This window comes from Methylotenera sp. G11, assembly GCF_000799735.1.
Classification (GTDB): domain Bacteria; phylum Pseudomonadota; class Gammaproteobacteria; order Burkholderiales; family Methylophilaceae; genus Methylotenera.
This window is the reverse complement of sequence record NZ_JUHH01000001.1, coordinates 1,664,126-1,683,851: the sequence shown is the minus strand read 5'-3', so window position 1 is coordinate 1,683,851 and position 19,726 is coordinate 1,664,126. Positions and strand designations below refer to the sequence as shown.

Annotated in this window: 24 protein-coding genes and 1 tRNA gene; 11 read left to right on the top strand and 14 right to left on the bottom strand. The window is 49.6% G+C overall.

The window, feature by feature from the left end:
- Positions 1-12: 12 nt before the first annotated feature.
- Positions 13-252: a VF530 family DNA-binding protein gene (locus tag GQ51_RS07805; RefSeq protein WP_047551874.1), complete on the bottom strand. Its 240-nt coding sequence runs from the start codon at positions 250-252 to the stop codon at positions 13-15.
- Between the two features lie 77 nt (positions 253-329).
- On the bottom strand, positions 330-2,366 hold the full coding sequence (locus tag GQ51_RS07800; protein ID WP_047551872.1) for an ArnT family glycosyltransferase: 2,037 nt from the start codon (positions 2,364-2,366) through the stop codon (positions 330-332).
- A 218-nt stretch (positions 2,367-2,584) separates the two neighbouring features.
- Between GQ51_RS07800 and GQ51_RS07795 the strand changes: the two genes are divergently transcribed.
- Both GQ51_RS07795 and GQ51_RS07790 read left to right on the top strand, forming a co-directional pair.
- The gene (locus GQ51_RS07795) at positions 2,585-3,901 is read left to right on the top strand and encodes an ammonium transporter (protein ID WP_052177764.1); all 1,317 of its coding nucleotides are present in this window, start codon (positions 2,585-2,587) and stop codon (positions 3,899-3,901) included.
- Between the two features lie 34 nt (positions 3,902-3,935).
- Complete coding sequence (locus tag GQ51_RS07790; RefSeq protein WP_152604125.1) at positions 3,936-4,574, top strand: hypothetical protein; 639 nt, start codon at positions 3,936-3,938, stop codon at positions 4,572-4,574.
- Between the two features lie 62 nt (positions 4,575-4,636).
- Here the strand turns inward: GQ51_RS07790 and GQ51_RS07785 are convergent, their stop codons facing one another.
- Genes GQ51_RS07785 through GQ51_RS07765 form a run of 5 tightly spaced genes read right to left on the bottom strand, consistent with a single transcriptional unit; the run spans position 4,637 to position 9,145 of the window.
- Positions 4,637-5,083 carry a DUF2721 domain-containing protein gene (locus GQ51_RS07785; RefSeq protein ID WP_235276189.1) on the bottom strand — a complete coding sequence of 149 codons (447 nt, stop codon included), beginning with the start codon at positions 5,081-5,083 and terminating at the stop codon, positions 4,637-4,639.
- Positions 5,080-5,823: a proteasome-type protease gene (locus tag GQ51_RS07780; protein ID WP_047551868.1), complete on the bottom strand. Its 744-nt coding sequence runs from the start codon at positions 5,821-5,823 to the stop codon at positions 5,080-5,082. The genes GQ51_RS07785 and GQ51_RS07780 overlap by 4 nt, the downstream gene beginning before the upstream one ends.
- 32 nt (positions 5,824-5,855) lie before the next feature.
- Positions 5,856-6,689, bottom strand: coding sequence for a transglutaminase family protein (locus GQ51_RS07775; protein ID WP_047551866.1), 834 nt, complete (start codon positions 6,687-6,689; stop codon positions 5,856-5,858).
- A 36-nt stretch (positions 6,690-6,725) separates the two neighbouring features.
- Positions 6,726-7,673 carry an alpha-E domain-containing protein gene (locus tag GQ51_RS07770; RefSeq protein ID WP_047551864.1) on the bottom strand — a complete coding sequence of 316 codons (948 nt, stop codon included), beginning with the start codon at positions 7,671-7,673 and terminating at the stop codon, positions 6,726-6,728.
- Positions 7,667-9,145 (bottom strand): circularly permuted type 2 ATP-grasp protein, encoded by a 1,479-nt coding sequence (locus tag GQ51_RS07765; RefSeq protein ID WP_047551861.1) that lies wholly within the window; start codon positions 9,143-9,145, stop codon positions 7,667-7,669. Before GQ51_RS07765 ends, GQ51_RS07770 begins: the two co-directional genes overlap by 7 nt.
- Before the next feature lie 304 nt (positions 9,146-9,449).
- Here GQ51_RS07765 and GQ51_RS07760 point away from each other — a divergent pair, with 304 nt between their 5' ends.
- Entirely contained in the window at positions 9,450-10,241 is a 792-nt protein-coding gene (locus GQ51_RS07760) for a class I SAM-dependent methyltransferase (RefSeq protein WP_052177763.1), read from the top strand.
- A gap of 82 nt (positions 10,242-10,323) precedes the next feature.
- Here GQ51_RS07760 and GQ51_RS07755 read toward each other — a convergent pair whose 3' ends face one another.
- Positions 10,324-10,824 (bottom strand): aminoacyl-tRNA deacylase, encoded by a 501-nt coding sequence (locus tag GQ51_RS07755; protein ID WP_047554038.1) that lies wholly within the window; start codon positions 10,822-10,824, stop codon positions 10,324-10,326.
- Positions 10,825-11,084: 260 nt separating this feature from the next.
- Between GQ51_RS07755 and GQ51_RS07750 the strand changes: the two genes are divergently transcribed.
- The 5 genes from GQ51_RS07750 (at position 11,085) to GQ51_RS07735 (ending at position 14,100) form a co-directional block, all read left to right on the top strand.
- Positions 11,085-11,507, top strand: coding sequence for a DoxX family protein (locus GQ51_RS07750; RefSeq protein ID WP_235276188.1), 423 nt, complete (start codon positions 11,085-11,087; stop codon positions 11,505-11,507).
- Between the two features lie 604 nt (positions 11,508-12,111).
- Positions 12,112-12,807, top strand: coding sequence for an SLATT domain-containing protein (locus GQ51_RS07745; RefSeq protein ID WP_047551857.1), 696 nt, complete (start codon positions 12,112-12,114; stop codon positions 12,805-12,807).
- Between the two features lie 58 nt (positions 12,808-12,865).
- The gene (locus GQ51_RS12415; RefSeq protein ID WP_152604124.1) at positions 12,866-13,315 is read left to right on the top strand and encodes a hypothetical protein; all 450 of its coding nucleotides are present in this window, start codon (positions 12,866-12,868) and stop codon (positions 13,313-13,315) included.
- Positions 13,316-13,332: 17 nt separating this feature from the next.
- On the top strand, positions 13,333-13,746 hold the full coding sequence (locus GQ51_RS07740; RefSeq protein ID WP_047551855.1) for a hypothetical protein: 414 nt from the start codon (positions 13,333-13,335) through the stop codon (positions 13,744-13,746).
- A gap of 42 nt (positions 13,747-13,788) precedes the next feature.
- Positions 13,789-14,100 (top strand): hypothetical protein, encoded by a 312-nt coding sequence (locus GQ51_RS07735; RefSeq protein ID WP_047551853.1) that lies wholly within the window; start codon positions 13,789-13,791, stop codon positions 14,098-14,100.
- 333 nt (positions 14,101-14,433) lie between these two features.
- Here the strand turns inward: GQ51_RS07735 and GQ51_RS07730 are convergent, their stop codons facing one another.
- Together GQ51_RS07730 and GQ51_RS07725 are read right to left on the bottom strand one after the other, a co-directional pair.
- Positions 14,434-14,853, bottom strand: coding sequence for a hypothetical protein (locus tag GQ51_RS07730; RefSeq protein ID WP_152604123.1), 420 nt, complete (start codon positions 14,851-14,853; stop codon positions 14,434-14,436).
- 117 nt (positions 14,854-14,970) lie between these two features.
- Positions 14,971-15,046 (bottom strand) — tRNA-Phe (locus tag GQ51_RS07725).
- Between the two features lie 140 nt (positions 15,047-15,186).
- On the opposite strand from GQ51_RS07725, the gene cobT reads away from it, so the two are divergent.
- The 3 genes from cobT to cobC are packed head-to-tail and all read left to right on the top strand — an operon-like array spanning position 15,187 to position 17,640.
- Complete coding sequence (cobT, locus tag GQ51_RS07720) at positions 15,187-16,230, top strand: nicotinate-nucleotide--dimethylbenzimidazole phosphoribosyltransferase (protein ID WP_047551849.1); 1,044 nt, start codon at positions 15,187-15,189, stop codon at positions 16,228-16,230.
- A gap of 22 nt (positions 16,231-16,252) precedes the next feature.
- Positions 16,253-17,077, top strand: a complete 825-nt coding sequence (locus GQ51_RS07715; protein ID WP_047551847.1) for an adenosylcobinamide-GDP ribazoletransferase — start codon at positions 16,253-16,255, stop codon at positions 17,075-17,077.
- Positions 17,074-17,640, top strand: coding sequence for an alpha-ribazole phosphatase (gene cobC, locus GQ51_RS07710; RefSeq protein WP_047551845.1), 567 nt, complete (start codon positions 17,074-17,076; stop codon positions 17,638-17,640). Before GQ51_RS07715 ends, cobC begins: the two co-directional genes overlap by 4 nt.
- A 5-nt stretch (positions 17,641-17,645) precedes the next feature.
- Here cobC and GQ51_RS07705 read toward each other — a convergent pair whose 3' ends face one another.
- The 4 genes from GQ51_RS07705 to GQ51_RS07690 all read right to left on the bottom strand — a co-directional run bounded on the left by GQ51_RS07705 (position 17,646) and on the right by GQ51_RS07690 (position 19,715).
- Entirely contained in the window at positions 17,646-17,864 is a 219-nt protein-coding gene (locus GQ51_RS07705) for an RNA-binding S4 domain-containing protein (protein WP_047551843.1), read from the bottom strand.
- 2 nt (positions 17,865-17,866) lie between these two features.
- Positions 17,867-18,397, bottom strand: a complete 531-nt coding sequence (gene cobU, locus GQ51_RS07700) for a bifunctional adenosylcobinamide kinase/adenosylcobinamide-phosphate guanylyltransferase (RefSeq protein WP_047551841.1) — start codon at positions 18,395-18,397, stop codon at positions 17,867-17,869.
- Positions 18,390-19,055: a 5,6-dimethylbenzimidazole synthase gene (gene bluB / locus GQ51_RS07695; RefSeq protein ID WP_047551838.1), complete on the bottom strand. Its 666-nt coding sequence runs from the start codon at positions 19,053-19,055 to the stop codon at positions 18,390-18,392. The genes cobU and bluB overlap by 8 nt, the downstream gene beginning before the upstream one ends.
- A gap of 69 nt (positions 19,056-19,124) precedes the next feature.
- On the bottom strand, positions 19,125-19,715 hold the full coding sequence (locus GQ51_RS07690) for a hypothetical protein (protein WP_052177762.1): 591 nt from the start codon (positions 19,713-19,715) through the stop codon (positions 19,125-19,127).
- Positions 19,716-19,726 lie beyond the last annotated feature (11 nt).

Below are 19,726 nucleotides of genomic sequence, written 5' to 3'. Positions count from 1 at the left end.
GCTGACACGAGCTTAACGACCCGGTGCGGCGGGCAGCGATAAATAAAGTGTTTCAACCTTATCTCTGGCCCAGGGCGTTTTACGCAGGAATTTCAGGCTTGATCTGATGCTGGGGTCATTCCTGAAACAGTTCACAGGGATACGTTCGGCTAAGCCGTTCCATCCGTAGTGGTCAAGCAATGCAGTCAGTATTGCCTCCAGAGTCTTGCCGTGCAAAGGGTTATTGTGCTGTGTTATGGCTTCGGTCGTCATTTGTGTAGTCTTCAGTCTGTTCCAGACCGGTTGCAACGCTCTGGCATAACCACAATTGTAACGCGTATTTGTAAAATCTACTTCCACGGAATCTCAAGCGGCTGAACGCCAATATCATGCGCCCAGAAAGCAGACTCCTGCTCCATGGAGATTTGGAGTGTGCCACCCCTGATTTCGTTCTTGGGGTTGATGGCTATCTCTACCGTCAGCTCACCATTTGCCGGAATATCCGCCGGCAGGCCTTTTTGTTTATTCCATTCCGATACCGGTTTGCCCGAAGCATCCAGAAAGCGCCATGCAATGTGTATCGGCTTGCCCACGTCTGATAACGCTGATATTGGCAGCAGGCCATGATGATTGATTTTGAAGTCTACAATCGACTTTCCGTCGCGTACGCTCCTGCCGTCATAGCGATAACTGATTCCACGGATTTCGTCAGCGCTGTATGCGCGGTCAGTTCTAGTGACCCTGGCGGCCTTTTGCGGGGCATTGATCTTGTAGACTGACAGGATGGTTTCTCCGTCGACCTGCTTGCGGTAGAAAAGCGTGTGGTTTTCAGGGGGCGTTGTGAGCCCCATGCTCCTGGATTGCCGGTAATTGGTGAGCCGGTATGACGGCGTAGCCTCGGCAGGCAGGATCGCGACACGGTTCCTGTCTTTGCGGTTCAGGATCAGTAATGTGGTTTCCAGCGGGGTCTGGCTGTCTGCGCTTATCGTAATGACTGGGCTGTTGTCGTTGTCGAGGATGAATTGCAGCGCTTCTCTATTGGCAAGCCCCCAGTAATCCAGTTCAAACTTGTTTTTCCAGTCGCTCCCGGCCAGAAAGTTGAAATAAACATTCTGCAAGGGGTGGGATGCCCACATCCAGTAGCCATTATAAGCGCCACATAACAACAGCACTGCCCAGAGCAAGTTTTGTATTTTCCGGTTTTCCTTGAATAGGCCGAATATGGTCACGGCGCCTTTTGTCGCAATCAGTATGAAGGCCGGGTAGACGAAATACATCTGCCTCCAGCCATCATAGAGTACTGAAGATAAGGCAATGACCGCGGCTATCGGTATCATCAGTAATGCAAGGTTTACCAGGTCGAACATTTCCCTTTCATTTGACCAGAGGCCGAGTTTGTTAGACCAGGCCTGCCTGATGGTGCTGAATGCGCCAACCCCCATCAGCGCCGTGAACAAAGGCGGTGTCGTTATTAGGATCCACACCGGGATGTAATGCCACGGCAGCTTGCTTGCTTGATGGATTTCCCCCATATACAGAACCAGGCCATCCCAACGGAACTTGGCCATATTGCTGAAAGCGAGCAGGAAATTCCCGGCCAGGTCATCCCAAAGAAAAGGAAACATGAGAACAGTAAAAGCGCAGCAGGCGCCTGCAAATGCTGCCGCACACCGGAAGCCGGTGCCGGTGGCCGTTTCACGCCTGAGCACCCGGATCACCAACAGGCCTATGGTACATAACACCATCATCACGCCCATGATTCTCACATCGATCGCAAAAGCGCAGAAGAAGCCATGCATGACCGCGCTGGAGAAGCCTGGCCTGGACAAGAAAATGATCATGGTATAAATGGCGACCGCTATCGAGGCCATGAATACAATATCTTTCGAGTTGTAGAACGATTCCGCGAAGATCCTTGGCGACAATACCAGCATGCCTACTGCCAGCAGGCCGAACCGGTAATCCTTGTACAGATGCCGTGCGCTTGCATAAACCGCCACCGCGCCAATAAACGCGGCCAGGAATGTAGCCAGATGCCTGAAAATATAAATATCTTCAGAGTCCTTCAGTTTCAAAAGCAGCTCAAGCGCAGCTACCGGTACTTCAAAAGCGACACCGTAGTCTTTATCCTGCCAGCTGTGCAGTTCTGGGATATTTTTTGCGCTATCGCCCGTGATGAGGGAAGGGGCGACTTTTTCGACGATATATTTGAGGTTGACCATGCCGTTCGTCCTGGAAACCGGCTCATCCCATGACACGCCATAGTCTGAATGGATCACCAAACCCAGTATGAAGTATGCCGCGAATAACAGCAGCACCAGCGCAGGCCTGCTTATGGCAGGCACCGGCAACCTTGGCATGAAAATTCTTTTAATCGTATTTTTCATCAGAGTCTTATTTTTCTTGAGAGCCCTTGTCTTGACTACTGGCGAGCTTCACCAAAATGAGCGGGATGCCGCGGCAACCCATGATATTGATCAGTATAGTTTGGCACGTGATGGACAGGCAATCTCAACACGCACCCATCTTATGGGCACCGACACTTGTGAATGGCATAGATCATGCTTGGCACTATGTAAATTAATCACAATATGCAAAGGCCTATATGCTGAAAATTGCCAAACCCTTCTTGTTGATACTTGCAGGCATCGTTTTTCTGTCTCCCGCTACTGTGATGGCCATTGATGAGATACAGGCGCAGCTGGTGAATACGCTGTGGGTGGTGATTGCCGGTGCCATGGTGTTCTTGATGCAGGCCGGGTTTGCCATGCTGGAAACCGGCATGGTGCGGGCCAAGAATGCAGTGAATGTCATGATGAAAAACTATATCGATTTATGTGTAGGTACGCTGCTGTTCTGGCTGATGGGCTATGGGCTGATGTTCGGCGATAATCCCAGTGGATTTTACGGCACCAGCCTGTTCGGGCTGTCTTCAGCTCCCCATTGGGATTACACGCTGATTTTCTTCCAGATCATGTTCGCAGCCACTGCCGCTACCATAGTGAGCGGCGCCATGGCGGAGCGCACCAACTATATTGCCTACCTGATCGGCACCTGCGGTATCACGGCGATTATCTATCCTGTTTTCGGCAGCTGGGCGTGGAACGAGCACGGCTGGTTAAAGCAAATGGGCTTTATTGATTTTGCCGGCTCTACCGTGGTGCATTCCGTTGGCGGCTGGTGTGCATTGGCAGCCGTTATCTTGCTGGGGCCAAGGCTGGGAAGGTTCGGCGAAAAAGGTGAGGCGCGCCAGGTGCCTGGCCATAACCTGAGTTTCATTGCCATAGGCGGGTTCCTGTTATGGTTCGGCTGGTTTGGCTTTAATGGCGGCAGTACCCTGGCTGCCGGCACCGATCTCGGCCATATTCTGTTGAATACGCACATGGCTGGTGCAGCCGGGGCTGTTGGCGCACTGCTGGTCTGTTTCATCACCCGTCAGCCTGCGCTGCTTACCGGTACGGTAAACGGCAGCATTGCCGGGTTGGTCGCGATCACCGCAGGCTGCGCTAGCATGCAGGTGCCTTATGCGATATTAACCGGCGCAATCGGCGGTGGGTTGAGCGTGATGGGTACGATATGGCTGGAGAAAATGCGTCTGGATGATGTAGTTGGCGCGGTGTCTGTACACGGCATTTGCGGTGTGTGGGGCACTTTGGCCGCAGGGCTGTTCCTGACCGGAAATATGTATGACACGCATCAGATTCTGGTGCAGCTGGCCGGTATTGGTGCAGCATTCGCATGGGTGTTCTTTAGTGCACTGCTCATGTATTTTTCAATCTCACGGGTATTTGGCCTGCGTGTAAGCACCATGCATGAGCAGCGTGGCCTGGATATTACCGAGCATGGCGAGATCGGCTACCCTGAGTTCGGCAAGGATGTTGTATACAGCAGCGAAAGCCTTAAAGGCCTGAGCAAGATCTGATGCATGGGATTAAAGATATGGAGCGGGCAACACTATGGAATTGACGTTAAGACGGCGCGCCATCTACACGGGGATGCGCCCATATTTTGATGATGAGGCTTTGTTGAATGCAATCAACCTTTGGCAGGCCGAGTATTCGCATAAGCAGAAATTCGCCCTGAGCGTTTTTGTGGCGCGCTGCTGCAATACAGCACAGCTTAAGCTCGACCGACCCAAGATACTCGGGGCAATTTTTATGGCGATGGATCTGGCGTCGGATGAGCTGCTGCCGGATCCGTTTGTCGAGTTGAATGCCAATAATGTATTCCAGCCGGAAATCAGGCAGGCCCAGGACCATACGACAAAAGTATTCACGATGCTGCTGCAGCAGATGTTCCTCAAGTTTAACAAGCGTGATGAGGAGCAGCTGAGGAAATTCCTGATAGATCACCTGCATGAGGTGAAAACAGACAAGATGCGCCTGATGTATATTCGGGAGTGGCTCTCATTGCATACGTCCGACCTGGAGGGTACCTATGAGCTTGAGGTGCTGCGGCAGCTGATTAACCTGGTGTATGTCGCCATGTGCCAGAGTGCAGGGCCGGTCAAGGCGGATCAGTACCTGTCACAGTCCATCAGGGAAACCGAACCCCTGTCTCAGGAATCAGGATTCAAGCTGCACGATTTATTATAACCATGCATCGTCTAGCGGCAGTTTGCGGCTAGGCGAATTAAGCTGTGGCGGCCGTTATGGTGTCATGGCAATGGCTTGCGGTCGCAGGAGATTTTTTCTTTGGAAGCGAGGATGATCTCCCGCAAAAAGCACAGTAAGCCTATCGTTAATGAAAGCATGGCGGCAATGAAGGTGATCAGCACAAAATGCGTCAGGTTCGCCCGTAGTTCCACACTGATAAAAACTGAAGCAATCGATATGGCCACACATAAGCCGGCAAAGATGAATAATCCCACCGACCAGCGCATCCACCTGGTTCTTCTGACGATAATATCCAGCTCGTCAGCGCACCTGGAGAACTGCTCATCATTCATGGCACCGATGGCCCTTGCACGGTCAATCGAGCGCCCCAGGCGATTGACCAGCACGCCCAGTATCGAACCGATGCCAGTCAGCAGGAATACCGGGGTAACGGCATCGCGGATCGCGATTGAAACATCGTGAATATCGGTGGCGGGATCCAGCATCATGTGCAGCTGGCCTCGTGCCAGTCAGGAGCGGGCAACTGCCGGAATACCGTATTAAGGCCTTCTGACCAGCCTTTGCGTATCAGCGCATAGTAGGCGTCATTTTCGCCGATGCGCTGATGGGAGTCGCCATGCAGGCTGTCTTTGCGATACAGCATCAGGTCAATCGGCGGTGCAACGGAAATGTTGCTGCGTATCGTGGAGTCAAAAGAGATCAGCACGCATTTCACCGCTTCCATCATGTCGGTATTTTGTTTGATCACGCGGTCGATAATCGGTTTTCCGTATTTGGTTTCCCCAATCTGGAAATAAGGGGTTTCAGTGCTGGACTCAATAAAATTGCCCGCACTGTAAACATTGAACAGCCTGGGTCTTTCGTTTTTTATCTGTCCGGCCACGATGATGCTGGCATGAAAATCGGCATTGTGGTTCTTAAGGTGTTCCGCATCACGCTCAAAAGCGAAACGGACTTCATCCCCCACCAGGCTTGCCGCATCGAACAGGCTTTCCACATTGTTGAGGTGGGCGCCGTCATCGCGCTTGATCGCCTCGCGTAGCCGGTTGACCACCAGCTGCGTGATCGCCAGGTTTCCGGCGGTCAGCAGGGTGACCATGCGTTCGCCGCGCACCTCAAAATGATGCATTTTCGGAAAAATGGCTACCTGGTCCACACCGGCGTTAGTGCGGGTGTCGGAAGCCAGTACCAGGCCTTGATCAACTAAAATGGCAACGCAATATGTCATAGGTTTCCTGCTTTATGTTTATTGGATTCTGTTTATTGCTGAATCTGGGCAATCTGTTTTTTCAATAGAAGGTTATTTTCCTGGCTGCCAAGCTGCCAGACATTGACGCCTGCCTGCATGGTTTCCATGCCGCCGCCGACACGCACGCCGCTCACCGGGCAGGCGTCGTGGTAATCCAGGCCAGTTGCCAGCCTGACATAAGCGCTATTCGCCAGGCAGCGGTTGGAAACATCCACGCTGACCCAGCCAGTATCGCTGAGCCAGGCATCTACCCAGGCGTGGCTCTCCGATAGATGGCCGTCATCGGTAAACAGGTAGCCGCTCACATAGCGTGCAGGCAGCCCCAGGCTGCGGCAGCATGCGATGAAAATATGCGCATGGTCCTGGCAGACGCCGGTTCTTGCGGCAAAAGCCTGCGCCGCAGTGGTGTAGACGCCTGTGCCGCCCTTCATGTAGGGCACCTGGTCAATGATGGATGCGCTTAATCTCTCCAGGTCAGGGATCGTTTTCAGCTTGCCGAATGGCTCCGAGAATGCCCTGATCCCTGCGTCCGCAGCGGTCAGTGCGGTGCTGCGCAGGTAAATCGCCAGCGGCAGTTTTTCCTGATTCGCTGTGATGGTGAGGCCGGTTTCGACATCGCCTTTTGCGACCAGCCTGATTTCATGATGGTTGCTGTCCAGCACCATGGTGTGTACCAGGTTGCCGTAAGTGTCATGATGCTGGCTGAGTTGGCCGTTGACGGAAATGGACCAGTTCATGACGCGCTGGCCAAACCCATCCTGCGGCGTCAGGCGCAGTTGCTGGATGCTGTAGTGCAGCGGTTCGCTGTAATGATATTCGGTGCTATGGAGTATGCTGAATTGCATATGGTGTGGCGATTCCTTATCAATTGTCTCGGTTGTTCAGGCCGCATGCACATTCAGGAAGCTGCCCTGGATCTCGGCACCTAGCTGATGGTTGCGGTCAATAAACTCGGTCAGGAACTCATGCAGGCCATTCTGGAAAATATGGTCGATGCGGCCATACTGCAAGCTTGCGTTAATCTCTCCCGCAATCCTTCTGCATTCAATATGGCGGCCTGTGGTCAGGTTGTCCAGTATGGATGTGATTTCAGTGAAGCAGGCATGCAGCGAACGCGGCATATCCTTGCGCAGCACCAGCAGTTCGGCCACGCGCCAGGGCTGTATCGTGTCGTTATACACTTTCTGGTATGCCTGGAATGCAGATACTGAACGTAATACGGCGCTCCACTCGTAGTAATCCACACCGCCGCCGACTTCTTCTTCCATAGGCAGTAGCAAGTGGTATTTCACATCCAGCAAACGTGCCGTATTGTCGGCGCGTTCGATGAACGTGCCCAGGCGCAGGAACTGGAAGGCATCATCGCGCAGCATGGTACCGAAACTGACGCCACGGAAAAGATGTGAACGCGCTTTTACCCAGTCGCAAAACTCGCGCAGGCCTTCTTCCGCCAGGTCTTTGCCATCAAACTGGCTGAATTCGAGCCAGAGTGCGTTGATGTTCTCCCAGGTTTCAGAGGTCATTGCCACACGCACGGCGCGGGCGTTCTCACGAGCGCTGTATAAAGCGGAATAAATGCTGGACGGGTTTTCCGGGTCCATCGCCAGGTAATGGATCACATTGCCTGCGGTGTAATCGCTGAAGCGCTGGTTGAATGTTTCCGCATTGCCGGATATTTCCAGTGCCGGCTGCCATAAAGCGGCTTCGCTCAGCGCTGCGTTAGGCACTAAAGCCATATTCGCAGTGACGTCCAGGATACGGGCCATGTTTTCCGCACGCTCGATATAACGTGCCATCCAGAATAAATGATTTGCGGTTCTGCTTAACATACGGCGGCCTCATCGAATGCTTGCGTGATTTCTGCCGCTGCTAGTGCAGAATCTTGCTGCAGCACCCAGGTGTCCTTGGTGCCACCGCCTTGTGAGGAATTGACGACCAGCGAGCCTTCGCGCATGGCAACGCGGCAAAGTGCGCCCGGCACCAGGGTCACGGCTTCACCTGACAGCACAAATGGCCTCAGGTCAACATGGCGCGGCGCAATTCCCTGATCAACCAGCGTCGGGCAGGTGGAGAGTGCCAGCGTAGGCTGTGCGATGTAGTTGCCCGGGTCAGCCAGTATGCGCAGCCGGAAATCGGCGATTTCCTGTTTGCTTGCAGCAGGCCCCACCAGCATGCCGTAGCCGCCGGAGCCCTGTACTTCTTTTACCACCAGTTCAGGCAGCTTATCCAGCACGAAGGCCAGGTCATCCTTTTTGCTTAATTCATACGTCGGCACATTAGACAGGATCGGCTCTTCATTCAAATAGAACCGGATCATTTCCGGCACACGGATGTATGTGGATTTATCATCTGCGACCCCGGTGCCGACAGCATTGGCAAGCGTCACGCCCCCGTTGCGGTAAACGGAAAACAGCCCCGGCACGCCCAGCATGCTGTTCGGGTTGAAAGCGAGCGGGTCTATGTATTCATCATCAATGCGGCGATAGATCACGTCAACGCGTTTTGGCCCTTCGGTTGTACGCATGTATACCGCATTGCCGCGCACGAATAAATCCTGCCCTTCGACCAGTTCCACCCCCATCTGCTGTGCCAGGAACGCATGCTCGAAATAAGCGCTGTTATATGCGCCCGGCGTCAGCAGGACGACAGTGGGGTCTTTTACGCCTGCCGGGGCGACTGCACGCAAATTGTTCTTCAATACATGCGGGTAATGTTCAACCGGTGCGATCGAGTAACGGCGGAATAGCTCGGGAAACAGCCGCATCATCATTTTGCGGTCTTCCAGCATATACGATACGCCGGAAGGCGTGCGCAAGTTGTCTTCGAGTACGTAGAACTGTTTTTCGCCGGTACGCACGATGTCAATGCCGGCAATATGCGCATAAATGCCGCCCGGTACATCCACGCCAAACATTTCCGGACGATACTGACTATGCATCAGGACGTTTTCCGACACGATGCCGGCTTTGACGATTTCCCGGTCATGGTAAATGTCATGCAGGAACATATTGAGCGCCTTTACACGCTGTACCGCACCTTTGGATAGAACCTGCCATTCGTCATTGGCAAGTAAACGCGGAATCACGTCGAATGGAATCAGCCGTTCGGTACCTGCATCTTCCCCGTATACGTTAAACGTGATCCCCACGCGGCGGAATAAAAGCTCCGCTTCTTTACGTTTGCTTTCCAGCTGCTCAGCCGGCATGCTGTGCAGCCATTTTGCGTAGTTAGCGTAGAGTTTCCGTACCCCGGTAGGGCTGGAATGCATTTCATCAAAACAGATTCTCGTAGGGCTATTCATGATGGATCACCGCTTTGCTTTTAATATTACTTTAAGTAAAAGCAAGCGGCATGCCACCCGATTAAGCATGGGTATCCGATGAATATGGGCTTAATTACAGGCATGGCGCACTAATGCTGTGCGTGTTAAAAATACATGCACTATATTGTGATCGCGCATGCAAGAGCTGGTCATTACACTTTAGATTCTGTACCGGGTTTGGCTGACGCTGGCCTGCATATAGGCCTTACTGTTGAAATGTGTATGTTGTTATACTTGACCAATCATGTGTAATATAAGCTAGCCAATTAAAGCCATGCAAGCTATGACATCGATCCGAAATTTATTAAAGCCAGGTCGGCGTTATAAGCTGGGGAAGAATATTTTCCTGGATCTGCATTATCTGGTTAAGACCTATGCTTCATTTAATACGATTGTGTTGTATATTGCTGGCCGGTTGAAAAATGACCGCATTACCAAACCTTACCTGCCCAGGCAATCTGCTTTCATCAATGCCAAAACTGCCTTGGCATTATCTACTGACTGGTTCACGCATCACACCCCGCAATGGTTTTCTGTATTTGATGCGTATCGCCTCGCAGATAGAAGCCAGGTAAAAGTTCTTGAGATCGGCAGCTGGGAAGGCCTGTCCAGTTATTTCATATTGCATGCATTGCCTAATGCAACGCTCACTTGCGTAGACACATGGGAGGGTGCCGACGAACACAAATCTGGCCGTTACGCTACGCAAGAAATGCTGAGCAATATAGAGCAGGCTTTTGATCGCAACCTTTTAACATTCAAGGGCAGGCTGGTGAAATATAAAGGGACGTCATACTCTTTTTTTAACACCGCACAGCCTGACCAGCGCTTCGACCTGATCTATGTGGATGGGTCGCATCACTGTAATGATGTCATGATTGATGCCATTAAATGCTTTGAGATGCTTAAAACAGGCGGGCTATTAATCTTTGATGATTACTTATGGCGTTATTACCCTGATTTTATCGATAACCCGGCCGCAGCGATCAATCTTTTTCTGAAGCTCAAAAAAGGGTCTTATAAGATTGTGCGTGTTTATTACCAGATGATTATCGAAAAAATCGACGATCGGTAAGCCGGGTCTGCGGCAGCCCGCTATCAGAGCGTGCGGCCAAAGGTATGTTGATGGTTCTGGCAATGAGTGTTTACGTCATGTTCTATTGCGGGCTACTTGTAAATACCCCTTGGTCGGCATCAGCAAGCAGCCTGAGCAGATCGGCACTTTTCAGCGCCAAGGCAAACCCCAGCACGCCACTGCCGATCATAACGGTTTCATAATCTTTGACACTGGCGTCTATCAATACCTGGATGTCTTCCGGCAGTGCGAGCGGCGGTACAGCCCCGACAACATACCCGGTGGCTTGTGGAACCTCATCGAACTCCGCCATGCGGCACTTGCGCTCATTCAAATGTTTACGCAGCACGCCCCAGTCGGCACGTCCGCCTCCGGCAACGGCCAATAAAACAAATTTTTCCGATGCGGTTTTGAACAGCACGCTTCTTACCACTGATTGCGGGTCTAACCCTTGTTGTGAAAGCAATTCTTCCAGGTTCCTGACCGGTTTTTTGTCTTCGCTTAATGGAATTTCTATCACATCATAAGTAATGCCCGCATGCTGTAACAGGTCGGTGACAGGGGAGTTAATGGATATGTTCATCATCAATCACGATTCGATTTAAGGTGTTTGCCTATTCTATAGGAAGGCAAAGGCTATTTGGAGTTCTGGCTTGCGGTAACCGCGATTCGATTTCAAGAAATGGCAGATTAAAGCATTGGATAATACTGCCGCAGGATAACGATGTTTGCGGATATCTTTTAATCTGTTCAACAAGCGTGTGATGTGATAATTTTCGTATTGCCTTTGTTGCATCATCAATAAGAAGTAAAACCGTCTCATTCAAAAAAAAAGGAAGTTTTATGACTACTATGACAATTAATAGCAACTGTGCTGATACCGGCAAACTCATTCTGCGTGTGACGCTGGCAGTCCTTATTCTTTTACACGGTGTCAGCAAGCTGATGAATGGCGCCGACTTCATTACCGGCCTGGTATCCCAGGCCGGATTTCCCGCAATCTTGGGCAACTTGGTCTATGTCGGAGAAGTGATCGCGCCTTTGCTTGTGCTGCTGGGGCTATGGGCGCGTATCGGCGGCCTCATCATCGCCATCAATATGGTGGTGGCTATTTTGCTGGTGCATACCGGTGAACTATTGCATATTAACCAAACGGGCGGGTGGGCGCTGGAGTTGCAAGGGATGTACCTTGCGGCAGCTTTGTCAGTGTTTTTTCTTGGCGCTGGCCGTTTCAGCATTCAAGGCAATGGACAACGCTGGAATTAGCAAACTCAGTTTTGACGGCAGCAGTTTCCTGCCGTCAAAAACCATGAGCAAGGAGCGGGTCATGTTTTTTTGTAATCTACAGACGTAAAAAAGCCCACATTAAAGTGAGCTTGATTTAGATGGTGGCCGTTGAGAAAATCACCCAACTTAAATTTTGCAAAGCTGCAAAAGCAGCTTCGCGAAATTTGGTGGCCGGGGGCAGAATCGAACTGCCGACACACGGATTTTCAACTTTAAAATCATCATTTTATAGTGTTTTAGGCTCGCCTTTACTCGCTAGGACTCGTCAGTGCGTGACAAAATTGTCATGTTGAAAATTTATGAATGCTCCCATTTGGTCAACAGGGGCAGTTGATAATTATGTATGAACGGCAACTAAGCCGGACAAAGCGGACGGTCATTTTTCAATATTTAATCAAATTCAATTACAATCAATTCAGTCATGCTGCGTCTCTATATTAATATTTGAATATAGAGACCAAGAAACAATAAAACCAAGAAAAGACAAGGGGTTCCAGCCGTGCATCATACAATTTCAATTATTAATATAGAGACCCATGGGTCTCTATAATTACTGTTAGTCCTCAAAATAATGGATATTCAAATGCTTAAGAATTTATGGCGCTGGCTTTTATCATTAAATGAGCGTGAAAGAGCCGTTAAGGATGCCTCAGAGAAACTTCAGATGAGTATGCGCACAACTGCAAAATGCCGGTATAACGCTGCGGGAAGATTGCAAAGACAAGGAAAGTTTGCATTTTTCACCACCACCACTCTTTCATTAGGTTTGATTTTTATTCCGTTAATGCAAAATTCAGGCATTTCACTCGCATTCAAGCCTAGTGTTTTAAATATGATGGTAATTTTTCTTGCCGTCGCTGTACTGGTATATTCAGTTGTAATAGGTACCGCGCGATACGAATTAAGAGCAGAAAACCTTACTGAATGTGGAGATAAGCTAAAAGAACTAATACGTGAGATTGATAAAGATAGAGAAAATCATGCAAAAATTTCCGACTCCCAGCTTTCAAAGTATCAAGAAAGATACTCCGACATAGTGACAGATACTGAGAACCATATACGGAGCGATTACAGATTGGCAATGCTTGAAATGACAAGAGACTATTACATTTCTGGGTTGCCACGAATGCTTTGTTTTGTACTAGCATTTAGCTCTCGCTTTACCGCATACATAGTGCCAATTATCATGATTTTGTTTGAGATATTATTCATTACCGACATGATAGGTATTACCAAGTTGTTAATTCCATACTTCAGTGGTGTTGTTAATGCGAGCTAACCTCTCATTCAAGCGGGACTGGCTAAAGCCAGCACCTTAATTCAAACGTTAGGGTTCAATGGAAATTGTTAAATATTTAATAGTTTTTGTTTTAACACTTTTGCTGCTTGCGCTTCTTGCAAGTTCACAAGCTGTAGCTAATCCACCCACTGTTCAAACTACTGTAATTTTTATCTATTGTTTGCTTATTTATCTGGTGTGGCCTGTTGGCACAAGTTATTCAGCAGTCGCATTCAATAGGTTTTATATAGTCATGGGCATTGGAACGTTTTTAGCAGCGAGCTATGTTGTGCTAAATAATCAATGCCCAACGTTCCCTTTCTCTCCTGTGCCAGTTAACTATCAAGCATCTGGTATTGCCGCAGCCATCTTGTTTGCGTGCATTTATCTCGGTAAAGTTCCAACATCTTTATTACTTTGTTTACTTGGTGGGCGGCTTCTTTATATGGGCTACACAAAAAAACCTAACCCATCATTCAAGCGGGACACGCTAAAGCGTGCCCCTTAATTCAAACGTTAGAGCAAATGAAAAACAATCGTTCAGTATCTGCGGCAATAGGAGAGTATTTGGTATTAGGCGAACTCTTGAAAAGAGATGCAGAGGCATATCTTGCCCATGGTGAAACTCAAAAGGGGTGGGATGTAATCCTTGTTAAGGGAGATGACATAAAGAGAGTTCAAGTGAAGTCTATCGACTGGCCAAATGGACATGCCGTGAATGGTAAACTCACTTATGGTTTTGATTTTCTAGTTGTAGTGCTTTTAGACAGAACAAAACCTAGAAGTCGTTTTTTTGTATTTCCAATCACCGAGCTTGACGACCTTCTTTCCACCCCAAACAGTGAGCGCAAAAGCAAGAATAGGACTTTAACAATGAGTAACAAAGCCATTGCTGGGGTGCTTGCAAAATATGAGGATAATTGGAATGTTTTGCTCTAACCCATCATTCAAGCGCTAGGCAATTTTAGGACTATCAATTAAATGAATTTTTTTGCCAAAATCATATTCTTTTTTGCACTCCTAGCCATTACCATTCTTAGTACAGGTTTTGCTGTAGTAATAACCGCGTTTGCAGGGTCTGGAAACAATCCACCAACATGGTATTTTTTCTACCTTGGATTGACGCAAGGTATTCCTATTGTTGTTTATGCAATGTCGTTTATTTTGATTGCCTTTTGCATATTGCTGGAGAAGAAAGTAAATACAAAAATTTCATCAGCCTTGGGTATTTCTTTCGCAGTGTATATTCTTAGTTTTTTTGGTCTTATTATCATCGGTGCTATAAATAAATGACTCAAATTAAAATTAGCATGCCTAACCTATCCATCAAGCAGGACGCTGCGCTGAAGTGCACCGCCCCCTATGTCAAACGTTAGGTGTCATGAAACTTTCTTCGAATCAAACCGATGTGGAGTCTCTCACTCAATTTGGGCGTGAGGCTGTTGCTATGGTTGAAAGGCGTGATTTTGCTGCGCTGGCAAAACGACAATAATAGCAATAATAGGGGACAGACCACGATTTTTTGTAATCAACAGACGTAAAAAAAGCCCACACAAAGTGAGCTTGATTTAGATGGTGGCCGGGGGCAGAATCGAACTGCCGACACTCGTTTTTTTATAAAACTGTCTAAGTATTACAGTTATCTATATCTACAGTCATATATGGTGTATTGTCTTTAAATACATAGGTGTATTGCATAATTCCACCAGATGTAATGAATTGGTGAGTGGCAGAACCCTTCTGACATAATCCTTTATTTGCCTGTGTCTTCCATGTATTTTGAAATTCACTTTGAGAAATTTTAGCCTTTACAAGGTGCTTATTCAGAGCCTTTTCGTTAAAAGTAAATCTACCCCAAAGACTTACTGTATTTTTATAGGTGAGAGTTTTTTCAATTGAAAATTGTTTGTTAATTTGCATCGGTAGCTCCTTTGCCATTTCGCTTGAAATTTCCTTAGCAATATCACAAATACTGCGCTTCCCAATTTTTGACATGCACTCTACATCTTCAGCGAAAGCATTGCTAATATAAAATAAATTAATCAAAATAAAAATTCTTAAGAAAAAGATCATTAGTAGATTGCCTTTATTATTGGTTTTTATTTGTACTACTCGCTAAATTTACAAATAAAAAAAGCCCACATAAAGTGAGCTTAATTTAGATGGTGGCCGGGGGCAGAATCGAACTGCCGACACGCGGATTTTCAATCCGCTGCTCTACCGACTGAGCTACCCGGCCCTTGTACAACTGGCTGCAAACTTCGGTAAATATTTGCAAGACGCGCATTATAGCAAACTAAATTAGAAACGGACAAAAATATTTCTAATATTTAGTATTTTTATTAGGCTGGTGCGGGCAAGCATGTAAAATCTGTCATTATGAAATTTAACATCGCTCAGCCAAATCAGGCACTTAAGGCAAAACTCCTGCATAAAATCAATCACAAAACCAAGCCATTGGGGGCGTTGGGCATGCTGGAGCCAATGGCCTTGCAGATTGGCCTGATACAGAATACCTTGCAGCCGCACTTGAATAAGCCCACTTTACTGGTGTTTGCGGGGGATCATGGTGTGGTGGAATCTGGTGTCAGCCCTTACCCGCAGGCAGTTACCGCCCAGATGGTGCTGAATTTCCTGCAGGGCGGCGCGGCAATTAATGTTTTCGCGCGCTTGAACAATATGCAACTGCGTGTTGTGGATGCGGGCGTCAATCATGTGTTTGACGCACACCCTGATTTAATCCATGCCAAAATCGGCTTGGGTACCCGCAACTTTCTGCTGGAGCCGGCAATGACCCGGGAGCATTGTGAGCAAGCGATGGCCATGGGGGCGCAGCTGGCACAGGACGAGATCAAATCGGGTTGTAATGTGCTTGGTTTTGGAGAGATGGGCATAGGCAACACTTCTTCGGCAAGCTGCCTGATGAGCGTGTTGCTGGATATGCCGATTGAGCAGTGCGTAGGGCGGGGAACCGGGGTCGATGATGCCGGCCTGGTGAAAAAAACGGCAATACTCAAGCAAGCGCTGGCGCAGCATCAATTAGCGGATGGAGATGTAATGCAGGCGCTTGCAACCTTCGGCGGCTTTGAAATTGCGATGATGGCGGGAGCCATGCTGGGGGCAGCTCAGCATAATGCGTTGTTACTGATTGATGGTTTTATTGCAAGCTCGGCATTGCTGGCGGCATATCATCTACAGCCCAATATTCTGCAGTATTGTGTATTTTCACATTGCTCAGGTGAGGCTGGACATCGCCACTTGCTGGCGCGCCTTGATGCCAGGCCTTTGCTGGATGCCGGCTTGCGCCTGGGCGAGGGCACCGGTGCGGCACTGGCTTATCCAATGGTGCAGGCCGCAGTGCATTTTCTGAATGAAATGGCTTCGTTTGAAAGTGCTGGCGTGAGCGAGAAATCAAGTGAGTGATCGTCAGGGGCGGGTGTAACCGATGCTAAGCTGCTTATGTAGGGAATGGCGTTACCTGCTGCTTGCGGTGGGTTTTTTCACTCGCATCCCAGTTCCTGTTTTTGAAGATTTCCAGGAACAGGAGCTTAATCATTCAGCTAAGTATTTTCCATTGGTAGGCATTCTCGTGGGGGCGGCAGGTGCGGCGATGCTGGTAGTTGCCGGCTGGATATTCCCTGCCAATGTTGCGGTATTGCTAAGCATGGCGACTACTATCTATATGACCGGAGCTTTCCATGAGGATGGGCTTGCCGATAGTGCAGACGGCTTGGGTGGAGGCTGGGACAGGGAGCGAATACTCACTATTATGCAGGATTCACGGCTTGGCACCTATGGTGCACTGGCCTTGTTCCTGGTGCTGTTTGCCAAGTTCCAGCTGTTGAGCGCTTTGCCGGCTCAGAGCCTGGCTTATGTGCTGATTGCGGCACATGCACTTAGCCGTTTGTGTGCTGTTTATATGATGGCAACGCTCAGTTATGTGAAAGCGGCCGGAAAAGCCAAGCCGCTGGCAAGCAAGGTTCGGGCTGGCGATTTAACCGTGGCGACGCTATTTGGCTTATTGCCTTTGGTGCTGGTGTACTGGAGCGTTGCATCCAATAGCGTTAACGTGCGTGACTATGTGCTGCTTACCCTGAGCTGGCTGGTCAGCGTTGGTTTTGCGGGCTATTGGTGGCGTCGCAAGATCAGGCATTGGCTGGGTGGCTATACCGGCGATTGCCTGGGTGCAGCGCAGCAGATCACGGAGCTGGCATTTTACTTGGGCGTGCTCGCGTATTTTGGTTTTATCAATCTTTTGAATTCGTTATGAAATTGCACTTGATACGCCATACGTCATTGAATATCCCATCAGGTATCTGCTATGGACAAAGCGATGTCGATGTTTCGGAGAGCTTTCATGCAGAATGTGGCCTGCTGAAAGAGAAGCTTGCCCGCATTCGTTTTGATGCCGTGTATGCAAGCCCGCTGCAGCGTTGTGTTAAATTGGCCGAAGTGCTTGATTTAGGCGAGGTGCAATTAGATCATCGCCTGAAAGAGCTGCACTTTGGTGATTGGGAAATGCAGGCCTGGGATAGCATACCGCGGGATGTATTTGATACCTGGGCGAAGGATTATGCAAACCTGTCGCCGCCAAATGGCGAGAGTTTTTCGCAACTCCATATGCGCTCAAAGAGTTTTATAGAAGATGTGAGCCATCACGCGCGAGGTCAGGAAATTGCTGTTATTACGCATGGCGGCGTCATTCGTGCCATGCTGGCCGACGTGCTGAATATGCCGCTGAAAGGCTTGTTCAGGATGGTGATTGATCACGCCAGCGTAACGCGCATATCGTTTGACGATGAAGTGCCCAGAATTCACTTTGTAAACCGCTGATGACGCTAAACCGCAACTACGCTGATCTTCTGCCCCAGGCATTCCACAATCTGCCCGGCACGTATTTTTGCCGTTCTGCGTAATTCAATATGGCCATCTACCTGAACGATACCGTCTGAGACCATCAGTTTGCCCTGGCCGCCGCTGTTGGCAATCCCCGCCAGTTTGAGCAGGTTGCAGAGTTCGATATATTCACCGTTTAATTCAAATGAGATTGTTTCCATGTTTATCCTTTTAACTTGAGCGGCAGCCCGGCAGCAACAAAGCTCACTTTGCCGGCAATCTGCGCAACAGCCTGGTTAAGCCTGCCCTGTTCATCTTGAAACTGGCGGTTGATTTCACCTAATGGCACTATGCCCATGCCGACCTCATTGCTGACAAGCAGGATCATGCCGGGCAGGTCGCCCAACTCCCGCAGCAGGGCATGGCGCTCATCTGGCCAGCTTATATTCTCCGGGCGTTCGCAGTCAGGACAGATGCACTGTGCCAGCCATAAAGTCAGGCAATCTATAATCACGCATTTGCCGATGCCGGCATGCTGTTTCAGCGCCTTTCCCAGGTCAAAGGGCTGCTCTACGGTCTGCCAATGCGCTGGCCGCCTGTTTTTATGGTGTTCTACGCGCTGTCCGAATTCATGGTCATACACTTGTGCGGTGGCGATATAAGTGACGGGCAAGCCGCTTTCCACGGCCAGCTTCTCGGCCAATGCGCTTTTCCCGGAACGGGCACCGCCCAGGATCAAGTGTATGTCATTCATGGGTGCTCCATTGGTTTTCCATGACCATATCGGTTAACGGCCTGGCTTTTCTCCATCCGGTTTCAACCAGCATGGGTTCGTTGTAAAAAGTACTCACGTGCCCGATGCATAAAATGGCAATCGGTTTCGCATCTGCCGGTGTGTTTAGCAAAGCGCCCAGTTTTTTTGGGTCGAAAATCGACACCCATCCCATGCCCAGGCCTTCTGCGCGCGCTGCCAGCCACATGTTCTGAATGGCGCAGCTCACTGAGGCGATGTCCATCTCCGGCAGCGTTCTGCGGCCAAAAATATGTTCTTCACGGTGATTGCATAATGCGGCGACCAGAAGCTCGCCGCAGTCCAGTATGCCTTCGACCTTCAGGCGCAGAAACTCGGCCATGCGTGCAGTGTTGTCATATTCGCCAATGGCCTGCGCGGTATGTTTGCGTTCTTCGTCTACCAGTTCATGAATCCTGTGGCGTAAAGTGCGGTCGGTTATCCTGATAAAGCGCCATGGCTGCATGAGCCCGACGCTGGGTGCCTGGTGTGCCGCCTGCAGAATCTTTGCCAGTGTTTCTGCGGATACCGGCGTGGGCAGAAAGTGGCGCATGTCCCTGCGCTCTGCAATCACACGGTATACGGCAGCGATTTCTGCTTCGGTGAATTGATGGTTAGCCATAAAAAAACCGCATTAGAGTTTTGCTCTAATGCGGGCTGTTTTAGTATTTAACACCCTGATCGCGATAGATTATGCGACGTTGGCAGATGATGAGGCTTTGATTGCGCTGTGTAGTTTAGGCAGCGCCTTGGTCAGTGCCCAGAATGCCGCCAGGTACATTGCGGTGAAGCCCATGTAGCTTGGCAGGTATTCCCAGCCATGTTTCAGGGATTCAACGATGCCTGCATCCGGGAAGCGGCCGGAAAATAAATAATAAGTCTGTGTGGAAATCACGAATGCAGCAAATGTTGAAACAACAGAGGCCGCTGTGTATTTGGCAATGCCTGTACTGTCAGCCTGCTGGCCTAACCATGCGCCAGCCAGCCACATGGCTGCGTAAGCCGGCAACATGCCCCAGTAACCATCGGTCAGGCAGAACGCCTGAATGCTGTCAATTGCGGCGGCGCCAAAGTCGATTGCCGTAGCCAGCACTACGAACAAGGCAAACCAGGCGGCTTTCCTGAGGTACAGGCCACCGATCAGGAGTAAAGCCAGGCTTGCGTCAGGCAATGATACGCTGGTCAGTACATGGCTGCCGCGGGTCAGCAGCATGAAAAAAGCGATGGCTGCGGCAATGATGACTTTTGTGTATACAGCGGATTGTGGAGTTGATGTGTTCATTTTATTTAAGT

What these genes read in the sequence shown, in the direction of transcription:
- bluB (WP_047551838.1), bottom strand. Translation starts at nt 19,055, where the DNA reads ATGGCTAACCATCAATTCACCGAAGCAGAAATCGCTGCCGTATACCGT.
- cobC (WP_047551845.1), top strand. Translation starts at nt 17,074, where the DNA reads ATGAAATTGCACTTGATACGCCATACGTCATTGAATATCCCATCAGGT.
- GQ51_RS07805 (WP_047551874.1), bottom strand. Translation starts at nt 252, where the DNA reads ATGACGACCGAAGCCATAACACAGCACAATAACCCTTTGCACGGCAAG.
- GQ51_RS07800 (WP_047551872.1), bottom strand. Translation starts at nt 2,366, where the DNA reads ATGAAAAATACGATTAAAAGAATTTTCATGCCAAGGTTGCCGGTGCCT.
- GQ51_RS07775 (WP_047551866.1), bottom strand. Translation starts at nt 6,689, where the DNA reads ATGCAATTCAGCATACTCCATAGCACCGAATATCATTACAGCGAACCG.
- GQ51_RS07790 (WP_152604125.1), top strand. Translation starts at nt 3,936, where the DNA reads ATGGAATTGACGTTAAGACGGCGCGCCATCTACACGGGGATGCGCCCA.
- cobT (WP_047551849.1), top strand. Translation starts at nt 15,187, where the DNA reads ATGAAATTTAACATCGCTCAGCCAAATCAGGCACTTAAGGCAAAACTC.
- GQ51_RS07760 (WP_052177763.1), top strand. Translation starts at nt 9,450, where the DNA reads ATGACATCGATCCGAAATTTATTAAAGCCAGGTCGGCGTTATAAGCTG.
- GQ51_RS07755 (WP_047554038.1), bottom strand. Translation starts at nt 10,824, where the DNA reads ATGAACATATCCATTAACTCCCCTGTCACCGACCTGTTACAGCATGCG.
- GQ51_RS07765 (WP_047551861.1), bottom strand. Translation starts at nt 9,145, where the DNA reads ATGAATAGCCCTACGAGAATCTGTTTTGATGAAATGCATTCCAGCCCT.
- GQ51_RS07745 (WP_047551857.1), top strand. Translation starts at nt 12,112, where the DNA reads ATGCTTAAGAATTTATGGCGCTGGCTTTTATCATTAAATGAGCGTGAA.
- GQ51_RS07780 (WP_047551868.1), bottom strand. Translation starts at nt 5,823, where the DNA reads ATGACATATTGCGTTGCCATTTTAGTTGATCAAGGCCTGGTACTGGCT.
- GQ51_RS07785 (WP_235276189.1), bottom strand. Translation starts at nt 5,083, where the DNA reads ATGATGCTGGATCCCGCCACCGATATTCACGATGTTTCAATCGCGATC.
- GQ51_RS07740 (WP_047551855.1), top strand. Translation starts at nt 13,333, where the DNA reads ATGAAAAACAATCGTTCAGTATCTGCGGCAATAGGAGAGTATTTGGTA.
- GQ51_RS07735 (WP_047551853.1), top strand. Translation starts at nt 13,789, where the DNA reads ATGAATTTTTTTGCCAAAATCATATTCTTTTTTGCACTCCTAGCCATT.
- cobU (WP_047551841.1), bottom strand. Translation starts at nt 18,397, where the DNA reads ATGAATGACATACACTTGATCCTGGGCGGTGCCCGTTCCGGGAAAAGC.
- GQ51_RS07770 (WP_047551864.1), bottom strand. Translation starts at nt 7,673, where the DNA reads ATGTTAAGCAGAACCGCAAATCATTTATTCTGGATGGCACGTTATATC.
- GQ51_RS07705 (WP_047551843.1), bottom strand. Translation starts at nt 17,864, where the DNA reads ATGGAAACAATCTCATTTGAATTAAACGGTGAATATATCGAACTCTGC.
- GQ51_RS07715 (WP_047551847.1), top strand. Translation starts at nt 16,253, where the DNA reads ATGCTAAGCTGCTTATGTAGGGAATGGCGTTACCTGCTGCTTGCGGTG.
- GQ51_RS07750 (WP_235276188.1), top strand. Translation starts at nt 11,085, where the DNA reads ATGACTACTATGACAATTAATAGCAACTGTGCTGATACCGGCAAACTC.
- GQ51_RS12415 (WP_152604124.1), top strand. Translation starts at nt 12,866, where the DNA reads ATGGAAATTGTTAAATATTTAATAGTTTTTGTTTTAACACTTTTGCTG.
- GQ51_RS07690 (WP_052177762.1), bottom strand. Translation starts at nt 19,715, where the DNA reads ATGAACACATCAACTCCACAATCCGCTGTATACACAAAAGTCATCATT.
- GQ51_RS07795 (WP_052177764.1), top strand. Translation starts at nt 2,585, where the DNA reads ATGCTGAAAATTGCCAAACCCTTCTTGTTGATACTTGCAGGCATCGTT.